General features: G+C 73.1%; 10 protein-coding genes. 5 read left to right on the plus strand and 5 right to left on the minus strand.

Going from position 1 to position 14,805, the window contains the following annotated elements; translation table 11 throughout:
• Window positions 1–84: 84 nt before the first annotated feature.
• On the minus strand, window positions 85–1,446 hold the full coding sequence (locus OG259_RS32470; RefSeq protein ID WP_328945488.1) for an erythromycin esterase family protein: 1,362 nt from the start codon (window positions 1,444–1,446) through the stop codon (window positions 85–87).
• A 75-nt stretch (window positions 1,447–1,521) separates the two neighbouring features.
• On the minus strand, window positions 1,522–2,769 hold the full coding sequence (locus tag OG259_RS32475; RefSeq protein ID WP_328945489.1) for an exo-beta-N-acetylmuramidase NamZ family protein: 1,248 nt from the start codon (window positions 2,767–2,769) through the stop codon (window positions 1,522–1,524).
• A gap of 200 nt (window positions 2,770–2,969) precedes the next feature.
• Between OG259_RS32475 and OG259_RS32480 the strand changes: the two genes are divergently transcribed.
• From OG259_RS32480 to OG259_RS32490, 3 genes are all read left to right on the plus strand, one after another.
• Window positions 2,970–3,746 (plus strand): SDR family oxidoreductase, encoded by a 777-nt coding sequence (locus OG259_RS32480; protein WP_266890073.1) that lies wholly within the window; start codon window positions 2,970–2,972, stop codon window positions 3,744–3,746.
• Between the two features lie 130 nt (window positions 3,747–3,876).
• On the plus strand, window positions 3,877–4,470 hold the full coding sequence (locus OG259_RS32485; protein ID WP_328945490.1) for a TetR/AcrR family transcriptional regulator: 594 nt from the start codon (window positions 3,877–3,879) through the stop codon (window positions 4,468–4,470).
• 40 nt (window positions 4,471–4,510) lie between these two features.
• Complete coding sequence (locus OG259_RS32490) at window positions 4,511–8,941, plus strand: hypothetical protein (RefSeq protein ID WP_328945491.1); 4,431 nt, start codon at window positions 4,511–4,513, stop codon at window positions 8,939–8,941.
• A 23-nt stretch (window positions 8,942–8,964) separates the two neighbouring features.
• On the opposite strand, the gene OG259_RS32495 is transcribed toward OG259_RS32490, so the two are convergent.
• The gene (locus tag OG259_RS32495; RefSeq protein ID WP_328945492.1) at window positions 8,965–10,179 is read right to left on the minus strand and encodes an acyl-CoA dehydrogenase family protein; all 1,215 of its coding nucleotides are present in this window, start codon (window positions 10,177–10,179) and stop codon (window positions 8,965–8,967) included.
• A gap of 6 nt (window positions 10,180–10,185) precedes the next feature.
• Window positions 10,186–11,208, minus strand: a complete 1,023-nt coding sequence (locus OG259_RS32500; protein ID WP_328945493.1) for a phosphotransferase — start codon at window positions 11,206–11,208, stop codon at window positions 10,186–10,188.
• A gap of 132 nt (window positions 11,209–11,340) precedes the next feature.
• Between OG259_RS32500 and OG259_RS32505 the strand changes: the two genes are divergently transcribed.
• A complete protein-coding gene (locus OG259_RS32505) occupies window positions 11,341–12,681 on the plus strand; it encodes a glucarate dehydratase family protein (RefSeq protein WP_328945494.1) in 1,341 nt (446 codons plus the stop codon).
• A gap of 105 nt (window positions 12,682–12,786) precedes the next feature.
• On the opposite strand, the gene OG259_RS32510 is transcribed toward OG259_RS32505, so the two are convergent.
• Window positions 12,787–13,698 (minus strand): MBL fold metallo-hydrolase, encoded by a 912-nt coding sequence (locus OG259_RS32510; RefSeq protein ID WP_328945495.1) that lies wholly within the window; start codon window positions 13,696–13,698, stop codon window positions 12,787–12,789.
• A 150-nt stretch (window positions 13,699–13,848) separates the two neighbouring features.
• Between OG259_RS32510 and OG259_RS32515 the strand changes: the two genes are divergently transcribed.
• A complete protein-coding gene (locus tag OG259_RS32515; RefSeq protein ID WP_328945496.1) occupies window positions 13,849–14,778 on the plus strand; it encodes an NADP-dependent oxidoreductase in 930 nt (309 codons plus the stop codon).
• The last annotated feature ends 27 nt before the right edge of the window (window positions 14,779–14,805 follow it).

Consider the following 14,805-nt stretch of genomic DNA (forward strand, 5'->3'; position numbering starts at 1 on the left):
GCGCGCGCGTGCCCCACTCGGCGCAGCGGCGTCACGCGTACGTGCCCCGCCGGCGGCCGGCCGGGCCACGCGCGCGTGCCCCGTTCAGCGCAGCCGCGCCGCCGTGATCCGGGGGAAGTGGACGAGCAGGTCGTACGCCGTGGACAGGCGCACCTGCGCCTCCGTGCCCACCCAGGGGTACGCCGTCCCGATGACCCGGCTCGTCCGGTGCGTGCCGAGCCAGTCGCGCGCCGCCGGCGTCGTGTGCCGCAGGTCCAGGTAGAAGGCGCCGGGCGAGACCCGATCCAGGGTGTGGGCGCTGCTGTCGGGGCCGAGCGGTCCGACGGTGAAGGCCCGGAGCGGCTCGCCGGGGGCCTCGGTGTCGTGCGCGTTGAAGGAGCCCTGTCCGAAGGAGGCGCCGACGCTCACGTAGTCCCGGCCGAGGGCGTCGCGGAGGAAGGCGCCCTGGAGCCGTGGGTACTGCTCGGGCTTCGTGGTCTCGTAGCCGACGTGCCCGTTGTGCGCGGAGAGCACGATCCGGTCCCCGGTCCGCCGCTGCCACCACACGGTGTTCTCGGCCATGACCCGGTCGCGGTAGAGCATCGCCGCGGCGGCTCCGGCGTCCGTGAACAGGTCGTGGGCGAACTCGGTGCCGACCTGGGCGACGGCCCGCGCGTGCTGCACCGCCCACTCCGCCGCCTCACGCGCGCGTGCGCCCTTCCCGGGCCGCTGCCGCTCCAGGAGGGCGAGAGCGGCGTTCACATCGGCGGCCATCCGCTGCCGTTCGGGGCGCGGCCTGGTCATGTACCCCTTCATCCACGCCTCGACCTCGCCCGTGGGGCGCGAGGTCCGGTACAGCTCCTGGAAGCGGGGGAGGAGCGCGGGGTGGGTGCGGGCCACGTAGGAGGTCACCTCGTCGAAGAGGTTCGATCCCGCGTAGCCGAGGTCGTTGCCCATGAAGCGGACCTGGTGGTCGGGGTGGAGCTGGTTGTGCCGCCGCATCCAGCGGAAGAGGTCGAGGTACTCCTCGGTGTTCCAGAGCCGGTAGGACTCCTGGAACTCGTCCCGCATGATCGCCCGGATGTCGCCGCGGCCGGTGCGCACCCACTCGTCGACGAGCAGCCCGGTGGACCAGTTGGCCTCCAGGGCGAAGGTGGTGAAGCCCTTGCGCTCCACGAGGTGTTCGAAGATCCGGTGCTTGGTGGTGAAGAACTCCGCAGAGCTGTGGGTGGCCTCGCCGATGCCGACGACCTTGGCCGAGCCGATCATCCGGTCGAGCGGGCGCAGATCGGTCAACGGCTGTGCGGTGCGGGCGAGTTCGCGCGCGGGATCGGGAGCGGTCGGGGTGCCGGCCGCCCCGGCGGCGGGCGCCAGGGCGCCGAGGCACGCGGCGACGAGCAGCCCGACGAGGGGCAGACGGCGCCGTAAGGAGGGCGAGGAGGGCAAGGAAGGAGTGGCGAGGTTCATGGGGCAAGCGTGGTCGGCCGGACATCCTCGGGAACATCCGGCCTTCACCCCGGTGGAGCGGGGGGACAACCCCCGTCAGCGGTACAGCAGATACTCCTTCCGCACCGCCCGGAAGGACGCCAGGTCCGCCTGCCACGCCCCGACGACCTCGTCCACCCCCGCGCCCGCGTCGATCAGCGTCCGCACCCGGGTCGAACCGGTCAGCTTGTCGATCCAGTTGTCCGCCCGCCACGCGAAGCCGGACCAGGAGCTGCGGGCGGTGACCAGGAGCCCGATCCCGGCCCGCACCGGATCGAAGGACTCCCGGTCGTGGACGTGCAGCTGCACCCCGCCCACGGTCTTCCCCTGGAACTTGGAGAAGGTCGGCGCGAAGTACGCCTCGCGGAACCGGACCCCGGGCAGCGCGAGCGCGTTCGCCGCCTCCGCCCACCGCCGGTCGATCCCCTCGGCGCCGAGGAGCTCGAAGGGGCGGGTGGTGCCCCGCCCCTCGGAGAGGTTCGTCCCCTCGAAGAGACAGGTCCCGGAGTAGACGAGCGCGGTGTCCGGGGTCGGCATGTTGGGGCTGGGCGGCACCCAGGGCAGGCCGGTCGCGTCGAAGAAGTCGGTGCGCCGCCAGCCCGTCATCCGTACGGTCTCCAGGGCGACCGGCGACGCCAGGAACTCGCCGTTGAAGAGACGGGCCAGTTCGGCCACCGTCATGCCGTGCGCCTGGGCGATCGGCTCGCGTCCGACGAAGGTGGCGAACGCCCGGTCCAGGACGGGGCCGAGCGCCGCCCGGCCGGTCACCGGGTTCGGCCGGTCCAGGACCACGAACCGCTTCCCGGCGAGGGCGGCGGCCGCCATGCAGTCGTACAGCGTCCAGATGTAGGTGTAGAAGCGGGCACCGGCGTCCTGGATGTCGAAGACGACCGTGTCCACACCGGACGCGGTGAAGACGTCCGCGAGCGGCTGCCCGCTCTTCAGGTACGTGTCGTAGACGGGCAGCCCGGTCGCCGGGTCGTCGTACCGCCCCTCGGAGCCGCCCGCCTGCGCGGTGCCCCGGAAGCCGTGCTCGGGGCCGAAGACGGCGACCAGGTCCACCCGTTCGTCGGCGTGCATCACGTCCACGACGTGCCGGGCGTCCCGGGTGATGCCGGTCGGATTGGTGACGATGCCCACCCGCTCGCCGGCGAGCAGGGCGTACCCGTCGTCGGCGAGCCGCTCGAAGCCGGTCCGCACGCGCCCGTGCCCCTGCGGCTGTCCCGCCGCGACGGTGGGCGCGGTGGCCGCCACTGCCCCGAGGGCGCCCCCGGCGGCCAGCAGACTCCGTCGCGACAGGCCCATGCGAAACCTCCTCGATCGCCGTCCCCGGCCGGGGCACGTGACATGGGCACGCACGCTAGCGGTCCTGACCGCCCACGGGAACGAGGCATGCGGCCGACACCCTTCCGTCTTTCCATACCGACTGGTTAGTCTGTCCGCGTCGTCACGGGTCGTCACAGGTCGCCGCGGGTCGTCGAGGCGTCATACGGAGAGGTGGGTCCATGAGCGAGGGCACGAACCAGGTCCAGGGCGCCGGAGTCGTCGTCACGGGAGCGGGCGGAGGCATCGGTGCCGCCCTCGCGCGCCGGTTCGTCGCCGAAGGGGCCCGGGTCGTCGTCAACGACCTCGACCCCGTCCGTACCAAGGCCGTCGCCGAGGAGATCGGTGCCCTCGCCGTCCCCGGAGACGCCTCCGCCGTCGTCGACGAGGCCCGCGAGGCCCTCGGTGGCACCGTCGACATCTGGTGCGCCAACGCCGGACTCTCCTCGCCCGGCGACGCCTTCGCCGACGAGGACGTCTGGGCCGCCGCCTGGGACGTCAACGTCATGGCCCACGTCCGCGCGGCCCGCGCCCTGCTCCCCGACTGGCTGGAGCGCGGCAGCGGCCGGTTCGTGTCCACGGTCTCCGCCGCCGGACTGCTCACCATGATCGGCGCGGCGCCGTACAGCGTCTCCAAGCACGGCGCGTACGCCTTCGCCGAATGGCTCTCCCTCACCTACCGGCACCGCGGCCTCGCCGTCCACGCCATCTGCCCGCAAGGTGTCCGTACGGACATGCTCACGGCCGCCGGAACGGCCGGCGACCTCGTCCTGGCCCCCACCGCCATCGAGCCCGAGGACGTCGCCGACGCCCTCCTCGACGCCATCGCCGCCGACCGCTTCCTCGTGCTCCCGCACCCCGAGGTGGCCGGCTACTACCGGAACCGGGCCGCCGACCCCGAGCGCTGGCTCGGCACCATGAACCACGTCCAGCAGACCTGGGAGACGGGCACCCGTTAGCAAACGCCCCGGCGGATGCGAAGATCTACCGGCGGGAACGCGTTCCCTTGACCGAAAACAATCACCGAGCACCATCACCGAGAACGACCACCGAGAACGACCATCGAGAACGACCGGAAGGCGGCGGAGCATGGCCAGGACGACGGACGGGGGCGGCACACCCGTCCCCCAGAGGCTCCTCGCCGCCGCCACCCGGCTCTTCGCCGAGCAGGGGTACGACCGCACCTCCGTCCAGGAGATCGTCGAGGCGGCCGGGGTCACCAAGGGTGCGCTCTACCACTACTTCGGTTCCAAGGAGGACCTCCTCCAGGAGGTCTACTCCCGCGTCCTCCGCCTCCAGCAGGAGCGCCTCGACGCCTTCGCGGACGCCGACGCGCCCATCGAGGACCGGCTGCGCGAAGCCGCCGCCGACGTCGTCGTCACCACCATCGAGAACCTCGACGACGCCGCCATCTTCTTCCGCTCCATGCACCACCTCAGCCCGGAGAAGAACAAGCAGGTCCGGTCGGAGCGGCGGCACTACCACGAGCGGTTCCGCGCCCTGATCGAGGAGGGGCAGCGGTCCGGGGTGTTCTCCTCGGCCACCCCCGCCGACCTGGTCGTCGACTACCACTTCGGTTCGGTGCACCACCTCTCCACCTGGTACCGCCCGGACGGCCCCCTCACCCCCCAGCAGGTCGCCGGCCACCTCGCCGACCTGCTGCTGCGGGCACTGCGGCCCTGAGGCCTTCGGGCCCCCGGGACTTCGGGGTATAACTGGCCCCGTGAGCGGGGTGGTCGGGGTGCGCGGAGCGGACGGAACGGCCGGGGCGGGCGGCGAGAACCCGGCAGACGGCGGGGCGGTCGGGATCCACCGCAGGCTCGTCGTCGTCGGCACCTCGAAATACCGACACGAGCCCGAACTTCCCTTGGTTCCAGAGGAATTGAGCGTCGCCGTCCACGTATTCGGCGGCCTCGGACACCACATCGAGGAGCGTGTCACCGACGCCGACCTCGCCACCACCCGGGACCGGCTCGCCGAATGGGCCTACCGAACCGACGGCACCGGCACCTCCGTCGTCCTGTACTGGACGGGGCACGGCATCGGCACCGCCGACCGTCACTACCTGCTCTGCGCCGACAGCCACCACGACCGGCTCGTCGGCACGGCACTCGCCGCCGAGGACCTCACCCGCATCGTCCTGGACTCCGGCGCCGAACGGGTCCTGCTCGTCGTCGACACCTGCGACGCGGGACAGGGCGGCACCGACGCGGCCGCCGTCGCCGAACAGCTGCACGCCGCACTCAAGCGAGGCGCCGTCGAACGCCTGGGCGGCCGCCCGGGCTCCGACGGCCGTCGACTCACCGACTTCGCGGCGATCGCCGTCGCCCGAGCCGGGGAACCCGCCTCCTCGATGGTCTTCGCCTCCGCCCTCGAAACGGCCCTCGCCCGGCTCGCCGTCTCCCAGAAGCAGGAGTACCTCTCGGTGAGCCAGGTCGTGGATACCGTCAACCAGATCTTCGAGGAGGCCCGGATCCGCCAGAGGGCCCGTGGCACCGTCGAGAGCGAGAGCCACTCCTTCTTCCGCTTCGAGAACACCGGCTACCGCCCCGAGGCCCGGTACGACGAGGGCGACGTCGCCGAACTGGCCGCCCGATTCGCCGCCACGGGCGACGGCGCCGAGGCGCAGCGCAGGCGCGCCGACCTGGAGACCCACTTCGCCCCGCGCGGCCAGGGCTTCGAACACACCGCGCCCGGACGGCACGCCTCCTACTTCATCGGCCGGACCGAAGAAATCGATCGCATCAGCGGCTGGCTGGCCCACGGCGACGCCAAGTGGCGCCGGGGCCTGATCATCACCGGAGGCCCCGGCGTCGGCAAGTCGGCCCTCCTCGGCAAGCTGCTGCTGCGCTCCGGTGGCCGTACGGCGAACGCCCCCGCCCCCACCGCCATCCACGCCCGGCACCGCTACCTCGAAGACCTCGTGGCCGCGGTCGCCGACGCCGCGGGGATCACCGCCGCCACTCCGCAGGCACTCCTCGGCTCCCTCGCGACCCGCAGGGCCCCGCTCCACCTGATCGTCGACGCCCTCGACGAGGCCGGCGAGGCCCATGACGACGACACCGAGGCCCGGCGGATCGCACAGGACCTGCTGAGCCCCTTGCTCCGGATTCCCTGCGTACGGCTCCTCGTCGGCATGCGCCCCCATGTCGTGGACGCGTTCGAGGGCGACGACCCGGCGGTCCTGGACCTCGACACCACCCGGGAGCGCAGCGCCCGGGACGTCGCCGACTACGCCTGCCGCCTGCTCCAGGCCCCCGACGGCCCCGCCAGCAAGGGACCGTACGACGACGCCACCGCCAGGACGGTCGCCGAGGAGATCGCCGCCCGCGTCCACGGCGGCTTCCTCTCCGCCCGCATCGCCGCCCGCTACCTGGGCCGCGCGGCCCGCGCCATCGACACGACCGCCCCCGACTGGCGCACCCGCGTACCGGAGGTCGGCGAAAGCCCCGGCGACACCTTCCTCCGGGTCCTCCGCCACCAGTTGGGCCCGGACGCCGAACGAGGCTTCGCCCTCCTGGGGGCCCTCGCCCTGTCCGAAGGCGCCGGCCTGCCCCCGGACCAGGTCTGGCGCGCGGTCGCCGCGGCCTGCCACCCCGAACCCGGCACGGCCTTCGCCTGGGAGGACCTGGCCTGGCTGCTCGACACGGCGGGCGAGTACCTCGTCGAGGACCTGGACTCCGACGGCCGCTCCGTCTACCGCCTCTACCACCAGGCGTACGCGGACGCGTTGCGCGGCACGTTCGACTCCGGTGTCCGGCAGCGGGTCGCCGACCACCTCGCCACCGTCGTCCCCGACGGCCCGCGCGGCCCGCGTTGGGGCGAGGCGCCCCCCTACCTCCGGCGCCACCTGGCCGAGCACGCCGAAGGCACAGCTCTGCTCGACACCCTCGCCCTGGACCCGGAGTACCTGCTCACCGCCGACCTGCCCGCCCTCCAGCGCGTCCTCAACCGGGCCGCCACGGGCCCCGCGCCGACCACCGCCCGAACGGTCGCGCACTGCGCCGCCGTTCTGCACAGCGACACCGACCCCGGCGTCCGCGCCGCCCATCTGCGCCTCTCCGCCTTCCAGTCGGGCGCGGGCGAGCTCGCCGCCGCCGTGCGGGACCGCTACCCGGAGCTTCCCTGGGACACCGAGTGGGCGGACGTGGAGCCGGTGTCGTACGCGACCGTGGGCACCTTCCCGCACCCCGTCACCGAGGCCGTCGTCGTCCCGGTGCACGGCGGGCCCACGCTCGTCGGCGTCGGAAAGGACGGCCTCGTCCGGGCCTGGGACGTCGAGGGCGGCGGCTTCCGCGCCGAGTTCCCCGCCGGGTTCGGTTCGGTCGACACGGTGCGGGGCCACCGGTCCCGGCCGTGGGTCGCGCTCGGGACCGCCGAGAGCGTCCTCGTGTGCGACGTGGAGAGCGGCGACGTGATCGGCGCCGCGGCGAGGGGCGACGCGGCCGACTGGGCGTTGGCGGACCATGCCGGAGCGTGCGTGCTCGCCGTGCTCGACCGGAGCGGCGGGGTCACCCTGCATCACGTGACGTCCGACCGGGCCCCGCTCGTCCTGCCGGGCGGGCGCGTCCTGCGCGGCGAACGTCTCGCCGTGGCGGAGCGGAACGACGGCGGCCTGCTGGTGGCGGTGGTCCTGGGGCGCGGGCGACGGTGGCGGGCCCGCCTGAACGCGTGGGACGTCTCCCCGGACGACGCCGTGGAATCGGGCTTCGCGGCGCGCCGCGTGCTCCGCCGACGTCTGAGGACGAGGGGTGCGACCGCCCTGGAGGTGTACGGCTCCGTCGTCGCGGTCGGCGGCCCCTCGCCCCGTGGCGAGGACGGGCACACGGTGAGGACGACCGAAGCGAACGGGCTCCGCGTCGTGGAGTGGGTGGGCTTCGGCGCCGCTCCCGTGCTGCTTCTCGGGCCGCCGGACGAGTCGGGCGGCGATCCGCTCTGCCACCAGGCGACCGCGTCTTCCGTGAAGACCTGGGACGCGCAGGGCACGGGGGTGGGCAGCACGAGGACGGACGACCCCGTCCGCCTGCTGCTGGCGGTGCGTCAGGGCTCCGACGGCCATGCGCCGTTGCTCGTCTCCCTCGGGCACGAGGCCCTGACGGCCAAGGTGTGGCCCCCGGCCTCCTCCGGTGAGCCCGACGATGCCCCGGGCAGTCGGGTGCTGTCCCTCTGGACCGGCCTCGCGGACCGGAAGCCGGTCGTGATCACCCGCACGGCCACGGGCCTGCGGATGCGGGACGGGGTGAGCGGCGAGTCGTTGGCGGAGGAGGACGACCCCGACGCCCTGTGGGAGGTCTCCGCGCATCCCGGGATGCCCGTGCTGCGGTGGAGGGTTCCGGCCGCCGCGCGGGAGGACGTGGAGGTGTGGCGACCCGGGAGCAGGCCGAGGGGGAAGCGGAGCGTCACCGTACGGAGCCCCCGTGACTGGGTCGTCGGCCTTCCCGGAAAGGCACGTCGTGCCGCCGTGCTCCGTGATCACGGGCGCGGCGGAAGCCGTTTCGCCCTGGACGGGGGCGGCGAGTCCGGAGCCGGCCCGACGCACACCGACTTCTCCAGGCGGAGCCCGGTCAAGGCGGTCCCGGTGGGGCGGGGAGTCGTCGTCGCGTTCACCGGGACGCACGCGGTCACCAAGTCCAGCATCGTCCTGGAACCCGGTCCCGAAGGGGAACTCGTCTCAAGCAGCGAGGACTTCACCACCACGGGAAACGGTCTGGTGGCTCTCTCCCTGCCCGGGAGCATCTCGTACGAGGAACAGCTGGGTGTCAGGCGCACATACGGCGCGAGCGAGGCGACCTTCGACCCCGTCCCCTTCGAGCTCGGCCTCTGGCCCGGCGGCCCGGCACTCGGCGTCCTCGCCGACGCCGTCCTCACCGTACGAACCCGGGAAGGCGGCGAGGGCGTCACGTTCGGTGCGGAACGTGCCGTGAAGCGCCCCGACACAGCCCCGATCAGCGCCTTCCGGCTGCAGACCCGGCAGGACAGACCCACCGTCCTGACGGCCACCGCCGACGGCACGCTGACCCTGTTCACGGCCGACACCACCGAGGTGCTGCTCCGCATCCGGCTCGGCTGCGAGGTGCACGACATCGAGTGGGTCGACGACACGCACCTGGCGGTCCTGACGGCGACGGGCCCCCTCGTCCTCCGGCTCGGCTGAGGGCACCCGCCGCCGTACCCGCGCTACAGGTACTTCTTCAGCTCCCGCCGCGCCAGCGACCGCTGGTGCACCTCGTCCGGCCCGTCCGCGAGCTTCAGCGTCCGCGCCGCCGCCCACAGTTCGGCCAGCGGGAAGTCCTGCGACACCCCGCCCGCCCCGTGCGCCTGCACGGCCTTGTCGATGATGTCGACGACCGCGCGCGGGGTCGCGATCTTGATGGCCTGGATCTCGGTGTGCGCGCCCCGGTTGCCGACGGTGTCCATGAGCCAGGCCGTCTTGAGGACGAGGAGCCGCAGCTGCTCGATCTGCACCCGGGCGTCCGCGATCCAGTTCTGCACGACGCCCTGCTGGGCGAGCGTCTTGCCGAAGGCGGTACGGGAGACCGCGCGGCGGCACATCAGCTCGACGGCCCGCTCGGCCATGCCGATGAGCCGCATGCAGTGGTGGATGCGGCCGGGGCCGAGCCGTGCCTGCGCGATGGCGAAGCCGCCGCCCTCCTCGCCGATGAGGTGCGCGGCGGGGACGCGGACGTCGTCGAAGACCACCTCGGCGTGGCCGCCGTGGGAGTGGTCCTCGTACCCGTAGACCTGCATCGCCCGCCGCACCTCGACGCCGGGGGTGTCGCGCGGCACGAGGATCATCGACTGCTGGCGGCGCGGGTCGGCCCCGTCGGGGTCGGTCTTGCCCATCACGATGAAGATCTTGCAGTCGGGGTTCATGGCCCCGGAGATGTACCACTTGCGTCCGGTGACGACGTACGTGTCGCCGTCCCGCTGGATCCGGGTCTCGATGTTCGTCGCGTCGGAGGAGGCGACCTCGGGCTCGGTCATCGCGAACGCCGAGCGGATCTCGCCCGCGAGGAGCGGCTCCAGCCACTGCTTCTTCTGCGCCTCGTCGCCGAACTGCGCGAGCAGCTCCATGTTCCCGGTGTCCGGGGCGGCGCAGTTGAGGGCGGTCGGGGCCAGGTGCGGGCTGCGGCCGGTGATCTCGGCGAGCGGCGCGTACTGGAGGTTGGTCAGCCCGGCACCGTACTCCGCGTCCGGGAGGAAGAGGTTCCACAGGCCCTGCCGCTTGGCCTCGGCCTTCAGTTCCTCGACGACCGCCGGGGTGTCCCACGGGGAGGCGAGCAGAGCGCGCTGCTCCTCGGCGGTCCGCTCGGCCGGGTAGACGTGCTCGTCCATGAAGGCGAGGAGCTTCGCGCGGAGTTCCTCGGTGCGTGCGTCGTAGGCGAAGTCCATGGTGGTTCAGCCCTCCTGAAGGGTGGTCAGGCCGTGCTCGATGAAGACGGGGACGAGCTCGCCGATGCGGTCGAAGCCCGCGCCGACCGTCTGTCCGAGGGTCCAGCGGTAGTGGATGCCCTCCAGGATCACGGCGAGCTTGAACCAGGCGAAGGCGGTGTACCAGGCGAGGCCGGAGGTGTCGCGGCCCGAGCGGGCGGCGTAGCGCTCGACCAGTTCGGCGGCGGTGGGGTGACCGGGGGCCGTGGCGGTGGTGGAGATGGGGGAGCCCGGCAGGTCGAGCGGCGTGCTGTACATGACGAGCAGGCCGAGGTCGGTCAGCGGGTCGCCGAGGGTGGACATCTCCCAGTCGAGGACGGCCCTGATGCGGTCGTCGCCGTCGATGAGGACGTTGTCGAGCCGGTAGTCGCCGTGGATCACGGTGGGCGTCGGCGATTCGGGCAGCGCGCGGCCGAGGGCGGCGTGCAGCTCGTCGATCCCGGGCAGTTCACGGCCGCGCGAGGCGTCGAGCTGCTTGCCCCAGCGGCGCAGCTGCCGGTCGAGGAAGCCCTCGGGGCGCCCGAAGTCGCCGAGCCCGACGGCGGCCGGGTCCACGGCGTGCAGGTCGACGAGGGTGTCGACGAGGCCGAGGACGGCGGCGCGGGTGCGGTCGGGGCCGAGCGCGGCGAGTTCTCCGGCCGAGCGGTACGGCGTCCCGTCGACGAACTCCATGACGTAGAAGGGCGCTCCGAGCACGGAGTCGTCCTCGCAGAGCAGCAGCGTCTCCGGCACGGGCACGTCGGTGGTGTGCAGGGCGCTGATGACGCGGTGCTCACGCCGCATGTCGTGGGCGGTGGCGAGGACGTGGCCGAGCGGCGGCCTGCGGACGACCCAGCGGCCGGTGCCGTCGGTCACGACGTACGTCAGGTTCGACCGGCCGCCTTCGATCAGCCGGGCTTCGAGGGGGCCGGACACCAGGCCGGGGCGCTCGCGGTCGAGGAAGCGGCGCAGCTGCTCGGGGTCGAGACCTGGCGGCGGGGCGGAACTCATACGTGCGTACCTCCGGATCGGCTTCGGTCGGCGTTCATGATGACCGACCAGTCGGTATGTCGTCCAGAGGGGAGTCGTGAAACGGTCCTACGCCCTCTGGTCATCGATCCCATCCATGAATAGGGTTCACATATGGATGCGAAGCTGATCGTCGACGAAGTCCGGCTGACCCCGATCCTCATCTCCGACCCGCCTCTCCTCAACGTCCAGGGGGTTCACCAGCCGTACACGCCCCGACTCGTGGTCGAGGTGATCACCAGGGGAGGGGTGAGCGGCCTGGGGGAGACGTACGGCGACGGCGTCTACCTGGACCTGGCGCGCCCCCTTGCCGAGGCGCTCCGGGGGCGCTCGGTCACGGACGTGAACGACCTCTTCGCGCTCGCGGAAGCCGCCGATCCGGCCACTGGCTCGACCACCGATCCGACCACCGGGCCGGCGCCCGATCCGACCACCGGCTCGGGCGAGGCGAGCGGCGTCGACGCCGGCGGCCTGCGCGGAGTCCGTACCGCCGACAAGCTCCGACTCTCGGTCGTCTCCGCCTTCGAGACCGCCTGCCTGGACGCCCTCGGCAAAACGCTCGGCCTGCCCGTCCACGCCCTCCTCGGCGGCAAGGTCCGCGACACCGTCGAGTACAGCGCCTACCTCTTCTACCGCTGGGCCACCCACCCGGCCGCGGGCCCCGTCGACGACTGGGGCGCGGCCCTCGACCCCGCGGGCATCGTCGCCCAGGCCCGCCGCTTCGACCGCGCGTACGGCTTCCGGTCCTTCAAGCTCAAGGGCGGGGTGTTCCCGCCGGAGCAGGAGATCGCGGCGATCCGCGCGCTCGCCGAGGCGTTCCCCGGCCGCCCGCTCCGCCTCGACCCCAACGGCGCCTGGTCCGTGGAGACCTCCCTCGCCGTCGCGCGCGAACTCAAGGACGTGCTGGAGTACCTGGAGGACCCGGCCGGCGGCATCGACGCGATGGCCGAGATCGCCGCCGGCACCGAGGTTCCGCTCGCCACCAACATGTGCGTGACGACGTTCGAGGAGGTCCCGGAGGCCTTCGCGAAGGGGGCGGTACGGATCGTCCTCTGCGACCACCACTACTGGGGCGGCCTCGGGCGCACCCGCGAACTCGCCGCGCTCTGCCGGACGTACGGCGTCGGGCTCTCCATGCACTCCAACACCCACCTGGGCATCAGCCTCGCCGCCATGACCCAGGTCGCCGCCACCCTGCCCGAGCTCCACCACGCCTGCGACACCCACTACCCGTGGCAGACCGAGGACGTCGTCACCACCCGCCCCGTCTTCCGGGACGGGCGGCTGACCGTCTCCGACGCGCCCGGCCTCGGCGTCGCACTCGACCGGGCCGCGCTCGACGCCCTGCACCGCCGCTGGCTCGACGACGACGGCAGCCTGCGGGACCGCGACGACGCGGCGGCGATGCGCGTGGCGAACCCGAACTGGCACACGCCGAAGGTCCCGCGCTGGTAGCCGCGCGGGGCCCCGCCGCACGAGGCCCGCACTCGCAAGGTCCCGCCGTGCGAGGCCCGCCCGCACGCGGTCCGCACCACCACCGCCCCGCCGCCCGCCCAAGGGCTACGCGTGGCAGGCCACCGGCACCCCGCCGTTCATCGCCGCCATGTCGCCGAAGACCGTGACGGGGTCGAGCGGCGACGCCTCCGGCAGGCCCTCCAGCTCCCCGTACGCCCGGTGCAGGTTGGCCACCAGGCGCTCGCTCTCCCGCCACGCGGCGAACTCGCCGAGCTCCGCCCGCCGCGCCGTCTCCAGCGGCGTCGCGCCCTTCGCGTACCCCTCCGCGGCCAGCTCGCGCACCCAGAGCAGATACCGCTCGGTCGCGTCGTACGCCGACGGGTCGGTCACCCGGCCGTGCCCCGGCACCACCGTCGGCGCGTCGAGCGAGCGCAGCAGGTCGAGCGCCCGCAGCGACCCGGCCAGCGAACCCATCGGCAGGAAGGGCGTCCCGCCGTGGAAGACCAGGTCACCGGTGAAGACGACGCCGTGCTCCGGAAGGTGCACGATCGAGTCGCCGGTGGTGTGCGCGGGCCCCGGGTGGATCACCCGTACCTCGGTGTCCCCGACGTACAGGGTCAGGCGCTCGCGGTACGTCACGGACGGCGGCAGGATGTCGACCTTCCCGAAGTCGGTCTGCGGCCACAGCAGATGGAGCTGATGTCCGGCCGCCAGCTGCTCGCTCCGGCAGTTCTCGTGGCCGACGATCCGCGCCTCCGGCAGGAAGACCCCGTTGCCGTAGGTGTGGTCGCCGTGGTGATGGGTGGAGACGATCGTCCCCGGCAGCGGGAGGCCCTCCGCGAGGACCGCCTCCCGCAGCAGCCGGGCCCGGCGCTCGGTGGCGGCGGTGTCGACGAGCAGTGATGTGCGCGCGTCGCCGAGGAAGCCGGCGTTGTTCAGGCACCAGCCGCCGTCGGGCTGGACGAAGGCGTGGACGTTCGGCGCGAGCGCGACGACATAGGGATCGGTGGCAGACAAGGGATTCCCCCGGGTGAGAGCCCAACTGGACAGGGGAAGAGTGCCAGTTGGCAGGGACCGGGGGAAAGGCGACTGCACGGGCGTTCGACCGCTGACCCGCACGCACCTCCCCGGCTTGCGGGCGGACACCGCTGCACCGAGGGTCGGGGTATGAAGGCGATCAGCTACAGCCGGTACGGCGGCCCCGAGGTCCTGGAGTACGGCGAGCTGCCCGACCCCAAGATCGGACCCGACGCGGTGCTGCTCAAGGTGCGGGCCGCCGCGGTCAACCCGGTCGACTGGAAGTGCCAGGCCGGGTACCTCGACGGAATGATGGACGCGGTGTTCCCCGTCATCCCCGGCTGGGACGTCTCCGGTGTCGTCGTGCGGCCCGGCGTCTCCGTCACCGAGTTCGCCGAGGGCGACGAGGTCATGGGCTACGTCCGCGAGGACTTCCTCTCCCGGGGCACCTTCGCCGAGTACGTCGCCGCCCCCGTCCGCACCCTCGCCCGCAAGCCGCGCTCCGTCGGCTTCGAGGAGTCTGCCGCGCTGCCGCTCGTCGGCCTCACCGCCTACCAGGTGCTCCACCAGGCCCTCGCGGTCCGCCCCGGCGACACCGTCCTGGTGCACGCGGCGGCCGGCGGGGTCGGCTCCATGGGCGTGCAGATCGCCCGCCACCTGGGCTGCCGGGTCATCGGTGCCGCCCGGGACGCCGGCCTCGAACGCGTCGCCGAGCTGGGCGCCGAACCGGTCGGCTACGACGAGGCGACCTTCGCCGACCAGGTCCGGGCCCTCGCCCCGCTGGGCGTGGACGCCGTCCTCGACACCATCGGGGGACCGTTCCTGCGGATCTCCGCCGGGCTGCTCGCCCCCCAGGGCCGGCTCGCCTCGATCGCCGACGGCGAGGTCCTCGCGCTCGGCGGCCGCTACTTCTGGGTCCGCCCCGATCCGGTCGACCTCGCGGCCCTCGCGGACCTGGTCGACGAGGGCGTTCTCACCGTACGGGTGGCCAGGGCGTTCCCGCTGGAACAGGCGGCGGACGCCCAGCGTGCCAACGCCGCGGGCGGTCTGAACGGCAAGGTCGTCGTCACCGTCCCCTGAAGCGCGCCCCGCAACGCCCGGGGCCGG

This window comes from Streptomyces sp. NBC_00250, from assembly GCF_036192275.1.
Lineage (GTDB): Bacteria > Actinomycetota > Actinomycetes > Streptomycetales > Streptomycetaceae > Streptomyces.